This window comes from Mesorhizobium sp. WSM4312 (assembly GCF_002294875.1).
In the GTDB taxonomy this organism is placed as follows: domain Bacteria; phylum Pseudomonadota; class Alphaproteobacteria; order Rhizobiales; family Rhizobiaceae; genus Mesorhizobium.
Genome location: NZ_NSFU01000021.1, coordinates 90,853 through 110,991 on the forward strand (window position 1 = coordinate 90,853; position 20,139 = coordinate 110,991).

Below are 20,139 nucleotides of genomic sequence, written 5' to 3' on the forward strand. Positions count from 1 at the left end.
CTCAAGCGTGGGACCTCATTGGTGAGGCATAACGGGCTCGCGAGAACGAGGTTCCCCAGCCATCACCGCGCTGAGAATGTAAGAATTTGCAGCCGCACTGCGCTACAGCCCCGACAACATGACGGGTGGGAAAGGGGCCGTCACCCTCTCTTTTCAAGAGGGAACTATTGAAAATGCTATCCGTTAAGGAGGTCACCAAAGGCGTGTGGGGACAACGTGGATCAAGAGGACGCTTCACCAATATCATCTGGCGTGGAAGGCCTCGACTACGTCCTGCGAGGCGGCTATGCAAAATTCCGTTCACATCTTGTAGAGGGCAGGCCTGGTTCAGGAAAGACCACACTTGGTCTGCAGTTTCTGATCAAAGGCGCGACAGATGGCGAGAAATGCCTCTACATAACGCTGTCCGAAAGCAAGCGTGAACTGCACTCGGTCGCGCAACGGCATGGGTTTTCTCTTGAAGGTGTCGAAATCCTCGAGCTGGTCCCGCCGGAGCTGAGCCTCGATCCGTCGCAGTTACAGACTCTGGTTCATTCCTCCGATCTGGAACTCGGTGAAACTGTGCAGTCCGCGCTTGCCGAGATCGAGCGCATAAAGCCGGATCGCGTGGTGTTCGATTCCCTGTCGGAAATACGTCTTTTGTCACAGGGATCGTTACGCTATCGACGGCAGGTCCTGGCGTTGAAAAGCTTTTTCCTGCTCAACAATGCAACGGTGCTTCTCCTTGACGATCTCACTGCCGAACATGACGATCTCAACCTGCATTCCATCAGTCATGGCGTCATCCGGATGGAACAGCTTTCGCCAATCTATGGCGGAGAGCGGCGGCGGCTGCGCGTCATCAAAATGCGCGGCGTTCAAATTCGCGGCGGCTTCCACGACTTCGTCATTCGACCCGGCGGCGTGACGGTATTTCCTCGCTTGGTTGCCTCCGAGCATGAGCTGGCCGAGCCTGGAACGCCCGCCATCGGCAACAGTTCTGTCGACACGCTCTTGGGCGGCGGGCTTGACCGCGGCACCAGCACGCTTCTGATGGGACCTTCTGGTGTCGGCAAGTCAACCATCGCGTGCAGCTATTGCCATGCCGCTCTCAAGCGGGGCGAACATGTGTTGGTGCTTTTGTTCGATGAAACCAAGCGGATATTCCTGGCGCGCGCGTCGGGCCTCGGCATGGATCTGGGCCCGTTCGCCGACAATGGCAGTTTGCTGCTGGAACAGATCGATCCGGCGGAATTGTCGCCCGGTGAATTGTCGTCGCGCATCCAGTCGGCTGTCGAGCGGTCAAATGCGCGGATCGTCGTCATCGACAGCTTGACCGGGTACCTCAATGCGATGTCGGAGGAACAGCATCTTGTGCTGCAGATGCACGAGATCCTGACATATCTCAATCAGAAAGGCGTTGTGACGATCCTGCTGCTGGCCAATCATGGAGTGATCGGTCAAATGTCAGCCCCCGTAGACATGACCTATCTCTGCGATTCCTTAATGCTCCTGCGCTTCTTCGAAAGCGGCGGCCGTCTGAGACGGGCTATTTCCGTGGTCAAGAAACGCGCCGGGCCGCATGAGGACACCATTCGCGAATTCAAGATAAGCGCGACCGGGCTGGCCGTCGGTGAACCATTGGAGGAGTTTCGGGGGATCCTGACTGGCGTGCCCACCTACGAGGGAAAGCAAGGCAACCTGCTGCAAGACAAGGCCTCGTGATGCCTTCAGACTGCAGTGTGCTCGTATTGGCACCAGTCGGGCGCGACGCGAAGGTCGCGTCGGCAATCCTCGCGGAGAACGGGATCAAGTCTCACATCTGCGCCACCCTCGACGAAGCAGTACCGCTGTTGGACCAAGCCCAGTGCTTTTTGGTTACCGAAGAAGCCTTGATCAGTTCTGATCGAAATCAGTTCGCATCCTGGCTCAATCTTCAACCGGCGTGGTCCGATTTTCCGATCGTGCTGCTGACGATGCGGGGAACGGAGATTGACAAGCGCCTGGCCTTTCTGGACCGCTATCTGATCGTTCTCGAGAGGCCTTTTCTGGCGTCGAGCCTGGCAAATTCGGTACGCTCGGCTCTGCGCGCCCGCGCCCGTCAGCTCGAGGTCAAGTCGTATATTGAACAGAAGCAAGAGGTCGCTGACCGGCAGAAACTGCTGATCAGGGAGCTCCATCATCGCGTCAAGAACACGCTGGCAAATGTCCGAGCGATGATGGGTGCGACCGCCAAGTCGAGCGGAAGCGTCGATGATTTCGTGCGCGATTTCTCGGCCAGGATCGTCTCTCTCGCCGACACGCACTCGATGCTCACCGATGACTATTGGCAGATGGCCTCCTTGCACAAGCTGCTGGAGTCGGAACTGCGCCACTACGATACGAGCGACAGGTCGCGTGTTGTGCTTGAAGGGCCCAACGTCGCCCTGGTCGCCGATATCGCCATCCCGATCGGGATGGCCTTTCATGAACTTGCGTCTAACTCATCGAAATATGGTGCGTTGTCCCGTCCCACCGGACGGCTCGAAGTCCGGTGGTCGTTGAGCAATTCGGGAGAAGAGCGAATCCTCAATCTGGAGTGGCTTGAAATGGGCGGGCCTAAGGTCGAGCCCCCAAGACGGCGCGGCTTCGGGACGACACTGCTGGAGAAAGTCGTGACTGTGCAGTGCCAAGCCAAGGTCGAGTTGAACTATCGCCCTGACGGTCTGCGGTTCACGATGGCCTTGCCGCTACGCGATACGAGGCTGGTCCCGGCATATTGACCTCTTCTAGGTGGCCGCGCTTCGGCGGTGGCCTATCTGCTCCATCGCTGATACTGATGACCTATCCTTACGGCGTAGGCGTTAAAATGACATCGGATACAGGGAAGCCCGAGGCGGTCGAGCAGCTGCTCGATACGCCAGAACTGGCCACGGCGCTGGAGAGCGAACAGTTCAAGAAGTTCCTCGACCAGGTGCCTATTGCGATCGCGGTTTCAGACCTGATCGAAACGGAACGCGTCGTCTATGCCAATCCGGAATTCGAAAAGCTCTCCGGCCTGAAGGCCGCCAGTCTGGCGCGAAAAAACTGGGCAGCGCTGTCGGGGACTGGTATCCGTGAGCAGAAAGACAAGGCGCTGGCCGAATGCGTTGTCAACGAAACGGATTTTGTCGGTACTTTTCGCCTTGAACGCGGCGACGACGGACCAGCAGTCGTTGACGCCTATTCAAATTTGATAGTGGACGACGACGGCAAGACCTGTTTTCGGCTGGTCGCCTTGGTGGACGTATCCTCTCACGGCGAGGAGGCGCCCTCGATCGAGGAGCGTGTCCGCGAGAAGGATACATTGCTGCGGGAACTGCAGCATAGGGTAAAGAACAATCTCCAGATGATCACCGCACTCATCCGACTGGAGACCCGCAATGCGGCGGAGCCTGATCAGAAACGGTTCGAGAGGTTGGCCGGGCGCGTCGACGCTCTTGCGATACTCTACCAGGCGCTGTCGAACGACGAGCAGGAAGATGAGGTCGATCTCGGCATCTACCTCAGCCAGATAGCATCTGCGGTAATGGCTTCGCATGCCGTCGAAGGCATACGCTTGGACATGAAAGTGGATACCTATCCCGTCTCGGTCAACGTTGCGATGCCGACTGGCCTGGTGGTGAACGAACTGCTGACGAATTCGCTCAAACACGGCTTCAAGGGACGAGAAGGCGGAACGATAACGCTTCACAGCGTGGTCGATGGCGAAGGATGCCGCATCACTATCGCCGATGACGGAGTTGGCTTGCCGCAGGGTGAGACTTGGCCGAAGCCCGGCAAGCTTGGCGCACTCATCGCGCACTCCTTGACCGAAAACGCCAAAGCGCACTTCGAAGTGAAATCCAGCGCCGACGAAGGGACCAGGGTTACCATCGTTTTCAAACGGTCGGCGGCGACCTGACGACCACCCTAGAGGTTGCGCTCGACCGGGTCGCTGTCACGGCGACGCCGACCCACCGCTAGTGCCTAAGTCCGGGTCGGCCACCGTCCTCGGCCTGGGAGACGTAAGAAAGTTTCGCACCCAGCGCGAACGTGCGGATCCGGCCAAACATCCCCCACCCCGAGTTGCCCGAGCGGATCCAGCCGATCACGTTTCTCGACAGCTGCTGGCACGGTGGTGTGGGCGGTGGCAACCCAGTTCCAAACGTTTCTACGACTGGCCGTCAACTAGCGGAGGTGGACGTTCAAACGTTCTGCCTTAGCGCACTGCGCACTGATGCTGGTGAGGACGAGCGATGCGACTGGCCGAAAAGGGCGGACGAGCGCCGTGATCGCGTCCAGCGACTGCGCTAATCCGGTCAGCGGCGATGCTCGATAGGCTTTTTTGTCGGGGGCAGGAACCGCTTCATGGTGGCGAAGTTCAATTCCTAGGAACACAGGAGTGAAATATCATGGACACGCCAACCACAGACGACTTTCCGGGACCAGGTAACGCCAACGAGAACGGCTGGGGCAATGAGGACGCCGAGCGTGCCGAGACCAGCAAAGAAGCTCTCGGCAAGCTTAAGACAAGTGCGGCGGAGACCGCGTCGCATCTGAAGAATGCCGCCGCCTCCGTTTCGAGCGATGCCAAAGATTATGCAGGGTCTGTCGCCGCTGATGCCGCGGGCGCCTTCAAGGAAGCAGTCGAGTCCAACAAGACGGCGGGCGCCGATGCTATTGCCAATATCGCCCATTCCGTGAAGGACGCGGCAGACGGCATCGAAAAGCAATCGCCCCAGGTCGCAAGCATGGTGCGCACGGCGGCCGAAGGTGTCGAGCGTATCTCTACCGATATCAGGGACCGCAACGTCGGCGAGTTGCTCGATTCCGTCACGAAATTCGCGCAGCGCCAGCCTGCCGCCTTTTTCGGGATCGGCATTCTAGCCGGCGTGTTCCTGACGCGGATCATGCGAAGTTCCGATCGGTCCTGAGAAGGATCATTGGCATGGATGATGGAACGGACCACCGGCCCTTCGGAAGCGTGTTCGGCCAAGCGGTAAGCCAATTTGGCTCGTTGATGCGCCTAGACTTGCGCCTCCTCGAGGCGGAAATGCGAGCGAAGTCCACCACGCTGGTTTCTTCGGGCGCATGTGGAATGGCGGCGGCCGTGTTTTTTGCGCTGGCGGCGTTCGCTCTGGTTCAGTGTCTCATCCTTGCGATGATCTCCTTCGGGGTAGGTCCGATGCTCGCCTGTCTGATCGTCGGCCTTGTTTTGATCGCGGGAGGTTTGATCTCCCTTTATCTGGCCAAGCGCGCGCTGACCGGATGGACCATTACGCCCGTCGAGACAGTCAATCAGGTGCGGACTGATCTCGCGGCCTTGAAGCAGGGAATACGCTATGGCTCAACCCAGCAATGAGATTAGGGACATCCTGGTGCAGAGCCGAACTGAACGGCAAGCACTGTTCGGCCCTGTAAGCGAGGTGAGCCGCCGGCTGCAACCCAGACATTTGGCGGACGTTTCCACACACTACGCCAAACAGAAAGTTGCCACGGCGCTCCGGGGCATCTCGGATGCGGTCCAGGAGAATGGCGGAATAGCGGCCGCCGTTGCATTGGGCGCAGTCGCCGTTTTTGATGCGGGACGAAGGAGTGCTGACGGCAAAGTCGCTGCTGGGCGTGTCGAAGTAACCACGGCGACGGTGACAAGCGACGGAGATGCCGATGCAAGGTCAAGCGGTTATCATGCTGGCAAGCGTCGCGCCGTTGCCAATCTCGATCGAGCCAAGATGATCGCCGGCTCGGCGGTAGGGGTGTTGGTTGGCCATATCATTGGCCGGGCCTTTCCGCCGACTGCCAAAGAGCACGCGCTGTTCGGCGAGGCTGCCGACGAAATTCGGGACGCGGCGGCCCAATTTGTCAGTGAGCATAAGCGCGGCGCAAAGATTGCCGCGGCTGAGGCCTTCGGCTTCGCGCGATATGGCGCCACCTTCCTGGCCGTGCTTGCGGTGGCAAGCGACTATTTCGTCAGCAAGGAAGACATCCGGGACCCTTCCGAGAAGTAATTGTCAGACAGTCAGGCGCACTTCTTATCTTCCGCGACCTCGACGCGAGCCGGAACGCCTGGCCGCCTGCCTAGGAGCGGGCGTAACTTTCAGCCTCGAATGGAATGTCAGTGTATTGCCGGATGCCGTTCCGCGAACGTTCCATTTCTTCCCTCGAATGCTTTCGACCGCATGGTCGGGCGATCCCATCATATCCTCACGATCACGAGGGTGAGGATGCGAAGATCGCGTCGCAAATCGTTTGAATGCAACAATTCGACATGGCCGTGTGCCGCTGCGTCTGAAACCGGCGGCGCTATCCTAAAAAAGCGCAAGGACAAATGGCTGTCCAACAAGCGCGACGCGCATTGCCGGCATCTGGCGCGAGACGACGGATGAGGGCGAAGCATTCTCGGCCCAGACATTGTCTCCAATCATGACCGGCAGATCGTCATCCTCGGCCGGAAAGACTGGGCTGCCTGGCTCGATCCATCGGTCTCCGCCAAATCTCTTGTCAAGCCTTTACCGGCGCGTACGCATTCCGTCGAGCAGGTCGGCTAATCCGACTTCAGGGCATACCCCTTTGCTCGCTGATAGTGGCGATGCGCCTTCGCACGATTTCCACAATCTCCCATCGAGCACCATCGGCGATTCTGCGCTCTGCTCTCGTCGACAAAAAGCCAGCCGCACCCTCTCTCATCCTGACACTGCCTGATTTTGCCAGAGCGGATCCCGGTCAGGAGCTCAGCAGCCGACAGGGTTATCGGAGTTAGAAGGCTCCCCACTCCCTTCGTCGCGCGCCAAGCGTAGTCGCCTGCCCGCCAAGCGAGGGTTGCGCCTACCCCACCAGCGGTCAGGAAATGGTTGAAGGCCTCAAGGTCCTTGGTGCGAGGCGTCTGGCCATCGATCCGCGCAATCAGCAGATTGTAGATCAGTTCGCGCAAAGCGATCGCGCTCTCATAAAGGGAGTTGGCAGCCTCGACATCGGATTTCCACGCCCGCTGCAACGCCGTTCGTTCGCCACGGGAAACCAGGTCGTTGGCGTGAAACCAGTCCAGCAGAGCTTCCGGGCTGGGGAGCCGTTCTTCAACGTCCGAACGCAACCTCCAGGCCGCCGTGTTCACGAAGCGGATCGCCAGATCCTCGTTCGCCAGATGGCGCTCCGCAACGCGCGTGGCACGTGGTTTTGGAGAGGTCGTGGAACCAATCGGGCTCATGCCGCTTAACCTTACCTAACCTATTAGATGGTTATAAGTTCGATGATAGATGGTTATAAGTTCGATGACCGCTTCTTCAAGAGAAAAGCTTACGATCGTATGCGGTTTTGCCGCCATATATCTCATATGGGGCTCGACATATCTCGCCCTTGCGGTCGCTGTCCAAACCATCCCACCCTTTGCGTTGATGGGCACGCGCTCGATTGTCGGCGGAGTGATCTTGCTGGCGCATTCGAGGGCCAAAGCCGACGACGGCGGTTCGATCCGGTCCTGGCTCCGCGCAGGCCTCTGTGGCGTGCTGTTCTTCGTCGGCTGTCACGGTGTTTTGGCCTATGCCGAGCAGCGCATGCCGTCCGGCCTTGCAGCCTTGCTCCTGGCGACGATCCCATTCTGGATCATCGTCGGAAGAAGCATTCTCGGCAGATCGCACCAGCCTCTTGTCAGGACCATTTTACTGCTGCTTCCCGGCTTGCTCGGAGTCGTCCTTGTTGCATGGCGAAGCGTTGCCGGTCCCGCAGGGCTCCAACTGTCCGACATCCTGCTTTTGCTGATGGCGTCCGCTTCTTGGGCGCTTGGCACGCTCATTGCCGAAGGCCACAACAACAAGGGTTCCTCGGTGGCACTTGCCGGCCGGGAATTGGTCACCGGCGGCGCAGCACTGATGCTGTTGAGCGCGGCGCGAGGCGAACCGATTGGAGCCGTGGCGCAGATTTCCCTGTCATCCTTCCTTGGCTGGAGCTACCTCACGCTCGCCGGCACGGTGGTGGCGTTCGGTTCGTACATCTGGCTGCTCAAGAAGATCTCGCCCGCCCTTGTCGCGACCTACACGTTCGTCAATCCCGTGATTGCGATGTTCCTCGGCTGGGCATTTCTTGGCGAGGAGATCACCGCAACCACCCTGATCGGAGGCTTTCTGGTTGTCGCCTCCGTGGCCTGCCTGCTGGTTGCCAACCGCAATTCCACTCACAAGGAGGTAACTCATGGTCGACGCCACGAAAAACAGCAACGGCGATCGCAAAAGGGTAAGGATCGGGGTCGTCGCCCCACTTACGGGACGTCCTGCCTATCTCGGGATCGAGATGGCGCAGGCAGTTGAACTGGCGGTCGAGGATGCCAACGACGCGGCTGAGGGTATCTTGTTGGAGGCGATCCGGCGCGACGACAAAGGCGACGAGGCCGAGGGCGCCAAGGTGGCGTCAAGCTTGATCGCTGATCAGGCCGTGCTGGGCATTGTTGGGCACTACAACAGCAACGTCACGCTCGCCGTGGCGCAGCGCTATTGCGATGCGTCGATGGCGCTGATTTCACCCATCGTTTCCAACCCGAAGCTAACGGATTCGGGCTGGAACAATGTGTTTCGGTTCACAAACCGCGACGACGTTACCGCGTCCGCCATATCCAACCATCTGACCGCCGAAATGGGGAAACGGCGCGCTGTCGTGGTCAGAACCAACACCGTCTACGGACAAAGTATGACCGACGAGTTTGTCCACGCCTTTCGGCGCCGCGGAGGCGGTGTTGTGCAGGACATCGCTGTAGAGGAAGGAACCACCGAGTTCGGCGCGTTGGTCGGCAGCTTTCCCAAAAATATCGACCTGGTGTTCTACGGCGGCACATTCGAGGGCGCGCCGTTGCTAAAGGCAATGCGGGCGGCGAGGGTACGGCATTTGCTCGCGACCGGGGACGGTTGCTGGGATGGTTGGAATTTCCTGGAGCCCGCCGGCCAGGCGGCCGAGCAGGATGAGGGCGTCCTCGTCCTCTCAGCCTGTCCGGAAATTGGTGTCGTCCAAGGGTCGCGGGAATTTGCTCAACGCTATACGGATCGCTTCGGTCCCCTCAAGAACTATGCCGTAAACTGCTATGACGCTGCGGCACAGTTGCTTGAGGCCATAAGGCTGGCCAAGCGCGCAAATCAGCTTAGCCGACAGGGCGTGATATCGGCGCTCCGGAAAAGCCAATATCGTGGCATTGCATACCCAGACGTCGTCAACTGGGATGCCAAGCAGGACGACATCGCCGCGGTGACGGCTTTGCACGTGGTTGAGAAAGGCCGGTTCAAGCAGATCAGAATGCTTGCTCGAACGACCGAGAAGTCGGCCTTTTGAGCAATCAGTAGCGGACGTTTGTAAGCGAATTGATGCGGCCGGTTGCCTGGGGTTCATTCCACGCCGGTAGGTCCTAGCCGCTCGCCGCGCCTCCCCAATGCCTGCGAACCGGGACTGTGGGACCGAAATTTGGTTCGCAATGTTCGCCTTGCCGTAGGGCCGGTAGCAAGCTCTTTGCTTTAGAGGAGCGATCAGGGAACCCCCGCATCGAACTCCACAGCAAGACCCGCGTCGATCGCGCTTCGAGCTATGTAGTCCCCCCGTTCCCAATCCGTTAGCTCGCAGAGCTCCTTTCTCCGACGGCGTGGATGACCACGTCTATCGAACGCTCGGATTTTTGACATTATCAAGCAGGTAACGGACAACCGTTTGGCGAACGTGCGATGAAGTAAGCGTCGGAGCGACGTCTGCCATTGCAGGGCCTATGAATGAAGCCGTGTTTCAGAGCGATCGGCAGTCATTGCGTCGAAAGCGACAGGAATGCTGTGGAGGATGCATGCCGCAGCCAGTATCTCTTCCAGCTCAGGGTCCGTGGCCTTACACGCCAGAAGCAGTGTTCGAATGGCACGAATTGCCTGTGCGATGGAAAGGAAGCGGGCCTTGCCTCTGGAACGGACATAGGCGTCGGCCGCCCTTTCAACCGTGACGGTGTGAAAACTGTTGGTCATGTGAGTTCCTCCCTGAACCCAAACCAACACGATTTATGGCACCAATTCGTCAACCCGTAAGGGTGTGTCCGATTCGGGACAATCAGCTGGAATCACTGCCGAAGTGACGTTGCTCTTCGTCGCCATAGGCGCCGTGCGTCAGCTTTATCATTCCGGGCCGGTCGACAATGGTGATCTCACCGCGTTTGGCGTGGATCAGCCCCCGATATTCAAGCATTTGCAGGGCTATCGTCACGCCAGGGCGCCGGGCGCCAAGCATGGTGGCCAGAAACTCGTGCGTCAGGTAGATCCTGTTGCCCTCCATACGATCATCGACCATAAGCAACCACCGGGCCAGCCGTTCCTCGATTTTCGAATGGCCGTTGACAAGTGCCGTGCGGGACAACTGGACCAGGAACGCGTGCGCGTAGCGAAGCAGCGAGCCGCGAAGGGACTGGCTTTCTTCAATCGCGTCGCGAAGGCTTTCGACCGGGAGCAACCAACCTTTGCCGGCGACCTGGATGTAGGTTTCGTTGGGGGAACTGTCCCGGCCGAGAACAACCGCAACCCCCGTCATGCCGTCATGGCCAATGATGCCCACTTCGCTTTGCCGGCCGCCCGTCATGGCCGCGACCACCGAAGCGATTCCCGCCTCCGGAAAATAAACATGCTCGATTAGTTGATATGGGACTTCCAGTCGGTCTTTGATGCCCAGTTCGACGTGATGCATTGACGGCTGTAAGAGCGCAAAATCCTCAGGCGAGAGGGCTTGCAATACATGGTTGCGAAGAAGGGATTGGGGCACGGCGCTCTCCCTGACGGGCAAGAGCATGTACCTCTCACTGTCGGCTGCATCCGAAAACACTGGCGGCCGATACAAGCAGAGTAGACCTCATGGGCGCGATTAGCAAATTGGCGTGTACCTCAGTTGGAAAGCGCTTGTTGCGATTCAGGCCTAACTCCTCGCAAACGCATGGTGGCGCGTGCGGAACCCAGCCGGCGAACCGCGCTGCTACGGCCCTTGTTGGGTGGAAGGCGCCCATCTGGCGGACTAGACTGAGCGACCATGCTGGAAACCGCTGGGATCGAACTTATGGATTGCGGAAGGTGGAATCATCTTCCTGAAGTTCGCCGGATCCTCCACGGCTGCGGCAAAGGCGGTGGCTGTGGCGCCTACACTGGGCACTAACATGAGCAGACGGCAGTGCTGTTCCTCACGTGCCATCGCGGCCAGCTGTTTGCTCAATTCCGCTGTTTGGTATCGGATATCACTCCATACCTTTAGGCACAACGAGGCCGAACGCTTCATCAACCCGCGAATCTGATTGGATATGTGCAAACACATCTTGAAAAGCTAGCGCCGCGCACCGATGAGCGTGCGGAATGGCATGCTGTCGGAACCTTTAACCCGAGCGATAGAAGCCGACTTCGGCCAGATGGTTGTAGCGATGCCAAAAGCTCCTTCAGGTACCCGAGTGGTGCGTGCGGCCCAATATCTGGGCACGTCGAAAGAGCACCAGACCTACTGGATCGGCAACCAGGAAGATGCCATCCGCGACTATGCGATGTAATGGGCTACGAGATCGGCGCCACTTACGAGGACGATGGTCGGCCAATGGCCGCCCAAATTAAGGCCACTGCGGAGACCATCGTTGTCTATGATGATAGCCGCTGGGGGCGATTTCAGAACATAGATGGAAGCGCCGGCGTGCGGATAGAATTGTGCGTCGAGCGGTTCATGAACAACGGCAGCGTCGGCTCCGATACCGCCCCGGTTCGATCTGGCCGAAGCGCACGGCCGCCAGATTGACCTCGCCGATTGGCGCAGTTGTGACCCGCGAACCGTCGGAAGCCTCCAGCGCGAACGCTAAGGCACCGTCGTGGTTATGGACGAGCGTCGTAGATCTGCTCGCAACTCCTGAGCTTGCGGATCTCGACCATTCCCGAAGGTTCGCTCTCGCAAACTAAGCGGTTTTCTGGAAATGCCACGACGCTGGAACCTCCATGTCGATGGCTAGTTCATCCCTGACTCATGACATGGGAGAAAACGACATGACAACCTCGGACGAGAACCCCCTAGCCCCACAATCCAAGTCTCCATCACAGCCTGCAACGCCATCCCCGTCCACCCAGAAGGTCTCCGGCGCCGGGCCCGCTCTTTCCGAACATTCCAAGGACGCCAAGGCTCCGAAGAGCGGGCGACAGCCGGGGGCGTACGTCAAGGACTGAGCCGAAAGACCAATAGCCTTGGAGTCATCCCATGCAGATTCTTGAAACGGTCGTCGAAAACGGACCCTTCCCTACAGTGCGGTTCCTGGGCGAAGGCGGCGAGGCGATTTCCGTTTCGCTCGCCTATGACAACGCCCTCGATGACGTGCAACTGATTGCGAAGGCAAAGGTGCTGCTATTACACGCGGCCACGTTCGATGAAACCAGCGCCGCCGACGACGCGAGGATGCGAAGTCAGCCGGAACCGGGCCGCGACGCGTCTTATATCCTCGAGTATCAGGACAAGGGTCACGTGCAGGAGCTCGCAGGCCTTTCGTTTCCCACGCTACAAGCGGTCTTGGCCGAATGCCGGCGTTCTGCGGCTGACCTGTGGCAGCACGCGCTCTCGCGTGGTGAAGCGCCGGTCGGCTGGGCGGTGCGAGCTAAGGATGCAAGCGGTGCGGTCGTCGCGACAGTGGATTATGAGGATTTTCGCACATCAGACGCGGACGTGACTGGCGTAGGCGAGCCCAACTCATCGAACTCCTAGCCATGTCGTGCCGAGGCCCGCGTTATGGGCGGCAATGATCACGTGGAGTCCTCGATGATCACCCGCAGAAAGCGGGCGTTCAACGCTACAGCTGATCGAAATAAGCAAGCCCGAGACGTATTCGCTGGCCCTCTGCGTAGGCCAGGGCGAATGCCTCCAATTCGAATGATCGGAATATCTCTTCGTCGCCGTTGACCACGCGGACGAACCATTCTCCGCAGACTTCGATCACTTCAACGCAAGGGCCGACCTGATCATTGGCGCTTACGGTCACGTTATCCATCGCAAGACCTTAGAAAGCAATGGCGAAAACATGATTTATAAGGGTCGCTCGCAGCCGGGCTCAATATCAAATGTGTGTCGGTGCGTAGGCAGGGGATCGGCGATAAAGCTCGGATCGAGGGGACAATGCTGACCCCGAAGAAGCGTGGAGCGGGCGTATCTCCCGGAAATGTGAATCCAGTACACAGGCGGAACATTCGCACTGCCTGGCAGTTCTAGTTGTATGTCCGCGTTGGCGTTCGAATTGGTCTATTTTGCCGGTCTGTCGAGCCACGACCTGCTAGGCGGTGTCGTGTCCCTGCTGGCATGCGTTGTACTCGTCAACGTCATGGCAAAGGATAGCCCGAATCAATAGAAACTCGCGCTCGGCAAGGGCGTTTGATCGTAATGAAAGCTCGCGGCAGAAGCCTGTGTGAAGTGATTTTCGAGGCGATCAAGCCTCGCAAGAGGCCAGACCAGCCTTCAGGTTGACCACAGGATGCCTAGCTGGGCCGCGCCGGCCGCTTGAGAAGCCGGCGTTCCTGTTGTCTGCTCTCAATAGAATTCGAGGATTCGAAGCGCCCCAATGCCGGGTTGGACCGCATTTTGGTGAAGGTCTCAAGTTTGCCTGAACACCTAGCGGCTTGGCCTACGGGGCTCGAGCCGACCGAGGCCTTGTGTGCGATTACACCGTGTCCGACCGCCAGTCGTTTATCGTAGTTCGGGAACATATTAGTAATTCGAAAGTTTGCGGCGTGGGGGAACAGCCCTCGCATGCGCGTCGGCCCCTCGTCGATTCTTAAGTTGCGGACGCACTTACAAAATGAAGATCGCCCAGATTGCTCCTCTAATGGAGTCCGTTCCTCCCAAGCTCTATGGTGGCACAGAGCGCATCGTCTCGTATCTGACCGAGGAGCTGGTTCGACAGGGCCACGAGGTGACGCTGTTCGCCAGCGGCGACTCAAGGACGTCGGCCGAACTTGTGGCGTGTTGCGACGTTGCGCTACGCCTGAGCCCAGAGGCAAGGGACCCTGTCCCCTGTCACGTTTCGATGCTTGAGCAGGTGCGCAGATGGGCGGAAGCCTTCGATGTGCTGCATTTTCATGTCGACGTCCTCCACTTTCCGGTCATTAGAGAGTTTAGCAGCCGAACCGTTACGACACTTCATGGCCGCCTTGACCTCCCGGATCTCGCACGGCTTTATGCAATGTTCGACGACGTTCCACTGATCTCGATCTCCGACGATCAGCGCCGACCGATGCCGCCGGTCAATTGGCTCGGAACGGTTTATCACGGCTTGCCGGCTGGTATTCTACCCTTGCGTCAGAAGGCCTCGAGCTATCTGGCGTTCCTGGGCCGCATCTCACCGGAAAAGGGCCCGCTGGCCGCGATAGAAATCGCCGCCCGCGCAAGAATGCCGCTGAAAATCGCGGCCAAAATCGACTCGGTTGATCGGGCGTTTTGGCGAGAACGCGTCGAACCACAGGTGCTGCGAAATTCAAACGTTGAGTTCATTGGCGAGATCAATGAAAGGCAGAAGGCGGAGTTCTTGGGCAATGCGGCAGCCTTGCTGTTCCCGATTGACTGGCCGGAACCGTTCGGCCTCGTGACCATTGAGGCGATGGCCTGCGGAACTCCTGTGGTGGCGTTCAATCGCGGAGCCGTTCCTGAAGTGATCGATGATGGGGTGTCGGGATTTATCGTGGAAAATATCGCAGAGGCTGTGAAGGCCGTGCATCGGATAGGTGACCTCGACCGCTCTCGGGTGAGGAGAACTTTTGAAAAGCGATTCACCGCCCAGCGCATGTGCGCCGACTATATGGCGATCTATCGCTCGCTCACGGGCGACAAGCGATGTCCCTCCGAAAAAATAGCTATGCTGGAAACATAGCTGCCCAGGCGGCCGAACCGGCATAAAGCGATCGGCTTGATATCAAGTTTGATTGCTCAAAATCCAAAATTGGCCAATCATACGACACGGAGTCGAAAGAGCCTCTTTGCGGTCAAAGCATGTGCCTGCCGAGGCGGGGCGCTGGTGACGATTCGACGTCGGCGACGATCGACAAGCATGTGGGCTAAGTCTCTTTCGAACGGGAGAGCTGACATGAGCGCTGAAATCGAAGATCGCAAGCTAGACCCAGCTGTGGCGCTGCCGGCGATGGATGAATCGGCACCACGCGAGCCTCATAGACAATTTGCGCTCAAGCATGAGGACTGCTTCATCGTCGCGGACAGCTACGGCGACATACGTGGCACCGGCGATGGCCTTTTCCGCGACGACACGCGCGTACTATCGCGCTTCCGTCTGTTCATCGGCGGGCGCATTCCATCCCTGCTAGGCGCCTCGCTTTCCCAGGACAACATACTGTTTACCGCCAACCTCACGAACTTGGCCACTACGGGGCCCGACGGCCGTGAAACGCTGCCGGGCGTCGTGCACGTCGATCGAACACGGTTCATCTGGCAAAATCGCATGTTCGAGCGGGTCACCTTCACGAATTACTCTGGGCGCGAAGTGCTCCTACCCGTGAGATTCGACTTCGACGCCGATTTTCGTGATATGTTCGAGGTCCGTGGCACTACGCGCAGCCGCCGCGGTCACGCTCATGACGCGCTGATCGGCGAAGCAAGCGTCATGTTTCGCTACGAAGGCCTCGACAATTTGGCGCGCCAGTCGATTATCTCGTTCTCGACGCCGCCTGACCAGATCCAATCCAACCACGCCGTGTTCTTCATTGTAGTGGGCAGGCGTGACGCAAGAGCGCTGTTTGTAGAGGTCGGTCACGACGAAGAAGTCCCCTCCAGCGACCGCTTTCGCGCCGCGGCGGCCCGAGCACGTTTTGCCATGCGCTCGAAGCGGCGTCAGGGCGCCACTGTCTTCAGTTCGGGCCGCGTGTTCAATGACTGGCTTACGCGCACGCGCGCCGACATAGCACTGCTGACCACCGATCTTGAGACCGGACCGTATCCTTACGCCGGCATTCCATGGTTCTCGACCGCTTTCGGTCGCGACGGCGTCATTTCGGCCCTCCAGATGCTGTGGCTCAACCCAGAACTTGCCCGCGGGGTCCTGGCATTCCTTGCTCGTTATCAGTCCACCGAGACTTCGATATTCGATGATTCCGAACCCGGCAAGATCATGCATGAAACGCGCAAGGGGGAAATGGCGGTGCTGCGCGAGCTGCCGTTCGGGCGCTACTATGGCGGTGTCGACACGACCCCGCTCTATGTTTACCTCGCCTGCTCCTACGCCGATCGCACTGCCGATGAGGTGTTTGTCAATCGCATGTGGGATTCGCTGTGTGCGGCCGTGGGATGGATAGAGGACGTTGGAAAGCGTAACGGCGAGGGCTTCGTGACCTACAGCAGGGCGGCGGACACTGGGCTTTTCAACCAAGGCTGGAAGGATAGTGCCGACGCCATATTCCATGCCGACGGCACGATTCCGAGGGGACCGATCGCCCTGGTTGAGGTACAAGGCTATGTCTTTGCAGCCTACCAGGGCATGGCCGCACTGGCAGCCAGACGCGGCGACACGGTCAAAGCAGCGCGCTGGAGCGCGCTGGCAGAAAGTATCCGCAGCGCAGTGGAGAGGCATTTCTGGATGCCGGACCACAATTTCTACGCCTTGGCCATAGACGGGGAAGGCAAGCAATGCGCGGTGCGCGCCTCTAACGCCGGTCATCTGCTTTATGTCGGGCTGGCATCGGCGGAGCGGGCGTCATCAATAGCCGAACAGCTCTTTTCGGGTCATCTCAACAGCGGTTGGGGCGTGCGCACCTTGGCCGACGACGAGGTGCCATTCAATCCGATGTCCTATCATAACGGCTCGATCTGGCCGCATGACACTGCCATCTGTGCCGCTGGGCTCGCCCGCTACCAAGAGCGTGCCGGTGTCGTGAAGCTCATGAGCAGCATGTTCGAGGCCGCGGTTCGGTTTAATATGCGGCTTCCCGAACTATTCTGCGGGTTCACCCGGGCAATTGGCGATGCACCGGTTGCCTACCCTGTCGCTTGTCTGCCGCAGGCTTGGTCGGCGGGGTCGGCCTTCATGATGCTGCAAGCCTGTCTGGGAATTCGGATCGACGGGTGGAACCGTACCATCGAGGTCGACCGTCCACGGTTGCCAATAGGCATCGACAATATCGTCATTCGTCACCTGGCCGTAGGGGAGGAGAAAGTCGATCTCACTTTCGAGCGCGTCGGTGACCACATTGTTTGTTATCTCGATGAGCGGCATGAAGGGCTCGTGCCGCTGGAGGTGCGCTCCTAGCTTGCCGGTCGCTGAAATACTTTTGTACTCCGACATTCGAACTGAGCCAATGTGAAGAAACCTAGAGCCGCGACTGTCGAGAGGGTCAAGGAAATCGAGCGTCGCCTAGTCCTCGATAATCTGCTTCCGCCGTGATCGCGACGATAGCCGAAATCGCTCGGGATCTCCTGAGCTAAGACGTGAGCAAAGCCGGGCGGGATCCTCAGAGTTCCCAGCACCAGCCGAACGCAGAACAGGTTCTTCGTAGACATGCTGAACCTCCTGCCGGCCACGCTGGGGTCATTGCGCCCATGGCAGCTCCAAACATGGCTCCTTGAATCGCGCCTAGTTTGTTCGATTTGACGCTATGCCCGTGTCGTGTCGAGGTCCAGCGCCACTGGAAGGGCGACTGACGTCATCCTATTCGCGGAGATCAAGAATGTGGGGCAACGGGCTTGAGGCTTCGCAAAAGGATGGCGGCAAGGGCTCAGACACGGTCGATTTGGGCGTTAACGGCCTAAGAAAATTCGAGAGGCCCGGCATGGGTGGGACTGAACGAATTGCTCGCCATCGACTCTGCGCGGCCCACGGATAGTCAAGGACGAGCGTTCACAGCGCCGCCAATGAAAGCGGCCGGATCAACGAGCCCTGCCATTCACCTGCAGCTGGCCAATTTTATCGCTGATCCGCACCGGGCCCGGCTCTTGTCAGGACGTCGGTGCGCGATAGTTTTGCAGGGTGGGGACTTCAATCGACGGGAGCCTACCATGAAACATCAAACGCTAGACCAACTGCAGACAATCGCGAAGGTTCAGCCTTTGTCGACGTATCCGTTCATGACTCGCCAACAGCGCATAGAACGTTGGGCAGCGCTGCTGGAAAAAGACCCAGATCGGTGCCTGGGTGCCCTTACCGGGACCGAGCATCTGAAGCGGGAGGCCCGTGATTCTTCACGCTGTCAGGGCTCGCCTATCACTGTGGCCTTTGATGATCCGGTGTTGCGGGAGCTGGGCCTGCGGGATGATTCTTATGGAGAAGCCAAGCGGTTCTTCGAACTGACCGACTGGCAATTGCATAGCATCGTCTGCAGTTGCCACGTCGGCACAACATTTAAGGCTCAGTGGGCCGCCGCACGGGTTCGCAAAACGATCGGTGGCAATAAGTTCCTTGAATGGCTGAGCGAGAAACTGTGGCACTAAAGCCTTTTGATAGTCAGGTGATGCTAAGGTCGATGGTGCCGCTTGGGGTTGGAGATACATCGTCTTCCCGGTCATTACATAGCTGGGAATCCATCGAGTACCCACATCAGGACCTAATGTAATGTGATCCGCATACAGTTGCAGTCCGCCGCGAAAAAGCGCGTCCCTAGAAGACTTGCCCGCTATCCCTCGGGAGCGGGCTTTTTCTTCTACACTGGCCCGGCAGTTGAAGCAGGACGCTGACGAACCAGGTACTGCCGGCACGTGCGCGAACAAGAGCTTGGCCACGTCCCAAGACGCCACCCAATGCGCGCTCGATCAGGCTGGCAAGAGACGCGGACAGACGTTCGGGACGCGAATTCGTTCGCTCCTGTGACCGCTGCCTTGGAGATCGCTCTCAAATGACCACGAAAATTAGCAGCTGAGACCTACTGAGGCAGCTAGTTATCGATTAGCGCGCCTGCGAATCCTTGGCGATCCAGCCAGAGGTCAAAATGAGGGATGCTTCAAACACCTTTGCCCCATTTTCGCCCCGCACTTTGACCGTCAGCTTGAAAAGATCGCGGTCGGGCATCTCGTCGCGCGCGACATCCTGGAGGACGCGCAAGGCCTCGTCCCTGGCACTTTCCTTGGAGGCAAATAACTGGCCATTCTCGTCCAGCACCGGCCCCTCGCTATTGTAGACGTCAAAGAAATACCGGTCCATTCAACGCTCATCTGCAAAGCACCTTAGCTCAATACCTCTCCTTCGATCTGGTTCCTCTTCATACTGGCATTTAGGTGAAATGCAGGCAGATTTGGACTGTCTGCCGTCGGGAATAAAATCAGGCTGCGGGCATTGAGAATAGTTGAACCCCTGTACTTGCAGCCCGGCCAGCACAATGGTCTTTCTGATGACCGAAGGTCGATGCTGGCAGAGGTTCGTATTAGGCGGAAAGAGATTTTCCGTCGGGCACATGGTGTCGGTGGGGCTCGACCAATCTACAGCACGTCGCTCGTTGGGGGGCCAGCAGCGCGCTACAAAGTTATCGAGAACGGTGGCAGGCAATTCACGTCCTTGCAGGTACCCGGAGACGGCGCGGTCGAACCTTAGCGCTCCACGCGGTCTTTAATCAGTTGTCGGCGCCCGGCTTCAGCTGGGCCTGATGTGCTATATCGTCTTCATCATCGTGCTCGATCAGATCGATCAACCCTGCGACCCGTGTTCCTGGCAATGCGCGTCCCTGGCTTATCAACGCCTCATCCCCGACCGTCCATGCCAATGCCTCTCTCAACTCTTCGAGCGAGGCACCGGACGCGATGATTTCCGCAATCGTTGAGTCGTCGATCGGTCCAAGGACCGAGACGACGTCTTGGCGTGTCATGGTCATACTTACCTCCACTTGAAATCCCAACAGAGCAAATGGGTAGTGGTCGGGGCGCTTGCCAGCAGCTCTTCGAAACGGTCGCCAAAATGGGTGTTAAAGACGCCTCTTGGCGCGGCGGAAATCGATTCCCAACTCATGTTTGTCGGTCGCCGTACAAGGGCCGACGTGTCAGGGAGCGCCAGGCTTCTTGGCGTTCCCTCGTATCTATGTTGCTCCAAGGAGGATGTAGCTATGAGAACAAACGTGGACTTTTCCCCCTTCTATCGGTCGAGCATCGGCTTTGACCGCATCTTCAACCTGCTCGAAAACGCCAGTTCGCCACAGAATGCGGACAACTGGCCGCCTTACGATATCGCCAAGCTCGGCG

The 20,139-nt window shown here is 58.5% G+C and carries 19 protein-coding genes and 2 pseudogenes; 15 read left to right on the plus strand and 6 right to left on the minus strand.

Annotated elements, in window-relative coordinates; genetic code table 11:
* The first annotated feature begins 216 nt into the window (after positions 1-216).
* From CK228_RS28890 to CK228_RS36075, 7 genes and pseudogenes are all read left to right on the plus strand, one after another.
* Complete coding sequence (locus CK228_RS28890; RefSeq protein ID WP_095790020.1) at positions 217-1,704, plus strand: ATPase domain-containing protein; 1,488 nt, start codon at positions 217-219, stop codon at positions 1,702-1,704.
* Positions 1,701-2,741, plus strand: a complete 1,041-nt coding sequence (locus CK228_RS28895; RefSeq protein WP_095790021.1) for a sensor histidine kinase — start codon at positions 1,701-1,703, stop codon at positions 2,739-2,741. Before CK228_RS28890 ends, CK228_RS28895 begins: the two co-directional genes overlap by 4 nt.
* 86 nt (positions 2,742-2,827) lie before the next feature.
* Entirely contained in the window at positions 2,828-3,901 is a 1,074-nt protein-coding gene (locus CK228_RS28900) for a histidine kinase dimerization/phosphoacceptor domain -containing protein (RefSeq protein WP_095790022.1), read from the plus strand.
* 490 nt (positions 3,902-4,391) lie between these two features.
* Positions 4,392-4,913, plus strand: a complete 522-nt coding sequence (locus CK228_RS28905) for a hypothetical protein (protein WP_095790023.1) — start codon at positions 4,392-4,394, stop codon at positions 4,911-4,913.
* A gap of 14 nt (positions 4,914-4,927) precedes the next feature.
* Entirely contained in the window at positions 4,928-5,341 is a 414-nt protein-coding gene (locus CK228_RS28910; protein ID WP_095790024.1) for a phage holin family protein, read from the plus strand.
* Positions 5,322-5,987, plus strand: coding sequence for a hypothetical protein (locus tag CK228_RS28915; protein WP_095790025.1), 666 nt, complete (start codon positions 5,322-5,324; stop codon positions 5,985-5,987). Before CK228_RS28910 ends, CK228_RS28915 begins: the two co-directional genes overlap by 20 nt.
* Before the next feature lie 303 nt (positions 5,988-6,290).
* Positions 6,291-6,527, plus strand: a pseudogene (locus CK228_RS36075) (SOS response-associated peptidase); the annotation flags it as partial.
* Here the strand turns inward: CK228_RS36075 and CK228_RS28925 are convergent.
* Positions 6,524-7,183: an ABATE domain-containing protein gene (locus tag CK228_RS28925; RefSeq protein WP_245437850.1), complete on the minus strand. Its 660-nt coding sequence runs from the start codon at positions 7,181-7,183 to the stop codon at positions 6,524-6,526. The pseudogene CK228_RS36075 and the gene CK228_RS28925 overlap by 4 nt on opposite strands.
* Positions 7,184-7,247: 64 nt before the next feature.
* Here CK228_RS28925 and CK228_RS28930 point away from each other — a divergent pair, with 64 nt between their 5' ends.
* Together CK228_RS28930 and CK228_RS28935 are read left to right on the plus strand one after the other, a co-directional pair.
* Entirely contained in the window at positions 7,248-8,279 is a 1,032-nt protein-coding gene (locus tag CK228_RS28930) for an EamA family transporter (RefSeq protein ID WP_142887699.1), read from the plus strand.
* Positions 8,164-9,288 (plus strand): branched-chain amino acid ABC transporter substrate-binding protein, encoded by a 1,125-nt coding sequence (locus CK228_RS28935; protein ID WP_245437849.1) that lies wholly within the window; start codon positions 8,164-8,166, stop codon positions 9,286-9,288. The genes CK228_RS28930 and CK228_RS28935 overlap by 116 nt, the downstream gene beginning before the upstream one ends.
* A 422-nt stretch (positions 9,289-9,710) precedes the next feature.
* Here the strand turns inward: CK228_RS28935 and CK228_RS28945 are convergent, their stop codons facing one another.
* Together CK228_RS28945 and CK228_RS28950 are read right to left on the minus strand one after the other, a co-directional pair.
* Entirely contained in the window at positions 9,711-9,956 is a 246-nt protein-coding gene (locus CK228_RS28945; protein ID WP_095790026.1) for a hypothetical protein, read from the minus strand.
* 82 nt (positions 9,957-10,038) lie between these two features.
* Positions 10,039-10,767, minus strand: a complete 729-nt coding sequence (locus CK228_RS28950) for a Crp/Fnr family transcriptional regulator (RefSeq protein ID WP_245437848.1) — start codon at positions 10,765-10,767, stop codon at positions 10,039-10,041.
* 538 nt (positions 10,768-11,305) lie between these two features.
* On the opposite strand from CK228_RS28950, the gene CK228_RS36495 reads away from it, so the two are divergent.
* Together CK228_RS36495 and CK228_RS28975 are read left to right on the plus strand one after the other, a co-directional pair.
* A complete protein-coding gene (locus CK228_RS36495) occupies positions 11,306-11,506 on the plus strand; it encodes a hypothetical protein (RefSeq protein ID WP_179296077.1) in 201 nt (66 codons plus the stop codon).
* A gap of 689 nt (positions 11,507-12,195) precedes the next feature.
* Entirely contained in the window at positions 12,196-12,693 is a 498-nt protein-coding gene (locus CK228_RS28975; protein ID WP_095790028.1) for a hypothetical protein, read from the plus strand.
* Positions 12,694-12,778: 85 nt separating this feature from the next.
* Here CK228_RS28975 and CK228_RS28980 read toward each other — a convergent pair whose 3' ends face one another.
* Positions 12,779-12,976 (minus strand): hypothetical protein, encoded by a 198-nt coding sequence (locus CK228_RS28980; RefSeq protein WP_095790029.1) that lies wholly within the window; start codon positions 12,974-12,976, stop codon positions 12,779-12,781.
* Positions 12,977-13,777: 801 nt separating this feature from the next.
* Here CK228_RS28980 and CK228_RS28985 point away from each other — a divergent pair.
* From CK228_RS28985 to CK228_RS28995, 3 genes are all read left to right on the plus strand, one after another.
* Positions 13,778-14,845: a glycosyltransferase family 4 protein gene (locus CK228_RS28985; protein WP_095790030.1), complete on the plus strand. Its 1,068-nt coding sequence runs from the start codon at positions 13,778-13,780 to the stop codon at positions 14,843-14,845.
* Positions 14,846-15,058: 213 nt separating this feature from the next.
* The gene (locus CK228_RS28990) at positions 15,059-17,227 is read left to right on the plus strand and encodes an amylo-alpha-1,6-glucosidase (RefSeq protein WP_095790031.1); all 2,169 of its coding nucleotides are present in this window, start codon (positions 15,059-15,061) and stop codon (positions 17,225-17,227) included.
* A 746-nt stretch (positions 17,228-17,973) separates the two neighbouring features.
* A complete protein-coding gene (locus CK228_RS28995) occupies positions 17,974-18,405 on the plus strand; it encodes a hypothetical protein (protein WP_095774596.1) in 432 nt (143 codons plus the stop codon).
* Between the two features lie 451 nt (positions 18,406-18,856).
* Here CK228_RS28995 and CK228_RS29000 read toward each other — a convergent pair whose 3' ends face one another.
* Together CK228_RS29000 and CK228_RS29005 are read right to left on the minus strand one after the other, a co-directional pair.
* On the minus strand, positions 18,857-19,069 hold the full coding sequence (locus CK228_RS29000) for a hypothetical protein (protein ID WP_245437847.1): 213 nt from the start codon (positions 19,067-19,069) through the stop codon (positions 18,857-18,859).
* 448 nt (positions 19,070-19,517) lie between these two features.
* Positions 19,518-19,775, minus strand: a complete 258-nt coding sequence (locus CK228_RS29005; RefSeq protein WP_095790033.1) for a hypothetical protein — start codon at positions 19,773-19,775, stop codon at positions 19,518-19,520.
* Between the two features lie 228 nt (positions 19,776-20,003).
* On the opposite strand from CK228_RS29005, the pseudogene CK228_RS36085 reads away from it, so the two are divergent.
* Positions 20,004-20,139: pseudogene (locus tag CK228_RS36085) on the plus strand (molecular chaperone Hsp20); the annotation flags it as partial.

Excerpts from the sequence above, each read along its gene's own strand:
- CK228_RS28950 (WP_245437848.1), bottom strand. The coding sequence starts at position 10,767 with ATGCTCTTGCCCGTCAGGGAGAGCGCCGTGCCCCAATCCCTTCTTCGC.
- CK228_RS28915 (WP_095790025.1), top strand. The coding sequence starts at position 5,322 with ATGGCTCAACCCAGCAATGAGATTAGGGACATCCTGGTGCAGAGCCGA.
- CK228_RS28990 (WP_095790031.1), top strand. The coding sequence starts at position 15,059 with ATGAGCGCTGAAATCGAAGATCGCAAGCTAGACCCAGCTGTGGCGCTG.
- CK228_RS28925 (WP_245437850.1), bottom strand. The coding sequence starts at position 7,183 with ATGAGCCCGATTGGTTCCACGACCTCTCCAAAACCACGTGCCACGCGC.
- CK228_RS28980 (WP_095790029.1), bottom strand. The coding sequence starts at position 12,976 with ATGGATAACGTGACCGTAAGCGCCAATGATCAGGTCGGCCCTTGCGTT.
- CK228_RS28910 (WP_095790024.1), top strand. The coding sequence starts at position 4,928 with ATGGATGATGGAACGGACCACCGGCCCTTCGGAAGCGTGTTCGGCCAA.
- CK228_RS28905 (WP_095790023.1), top strand. The coding sequence starts at position 4,392 with ATGGACACGCCAACCACAGACGACTTTCCGGGACCAGGTAACGCCAAC.
- CK228_RS28945 (WP_095790026.1), bottom strand. The coding sequence starts at position 9,956 with ATGACCAACAGTTTTCACACCGTCACGGTTGAAAGGGCGGCCGACGCC.
- CK228_RS28975 (WP_095790028.1), top strand. The coding sequence starts at position 12,196 with ATGCAGATTCTTGAAACGGTCGTCGAAAACGGACCCTTCCCTACAGTG.
- CK228_RS28935 (WP_245437849.1), top strand. The coding sequence starts at position 8,164 with ATGGTCGACGCCACGAAAAACAGCAACGGCGATCGCAAAAGGGTAAGG.
- CK228_RS29005 (WP_095790033.1), bottom strand. The coding sequence starts at position 19,775 with ATGACCATGACACGCCAAGACGTCGTCTCGGTCCTTGGACCGATCGAC.
- CK228_RS36495 (WP_179296077.1), top strand. The coding sequence starts at position 11,306 with ATGAGCGTGCGGAATGGCATGCTGTCGGAACCTTTAACCCGAGCGATA.
- CK228_RS28900 (WP_095790022.1), top strand. The coding sequence starts at position 2,828 with ATGACATCGGATACAGGGAAGCCCGAGGCGGTCGAGCAGCTGCTCGAT.
- CK228_RS28985 (WP_095790030.1), top strand. The coding sequence starts at position 13,778 with ATGAAGATCGCCCAGATTGCTCCTCTAATGGAGTCCGTTCCTCCCAAG.
- CK228_RS28995 (WP_095774596.1), top strand. The coding sequence starts at position 17,974 with ATGAAACATCAAACGCTAGACCAACTGCAGACAATCGCGAAGGTTCAG.
- CK228_RS28930 (WP_142887699.1), top strand. The coding sequence starts at position 7,248 with ATGACCGCTTCTTCAAGAGAAAAGCTTACGATCGTATGCGGTTTTGCC.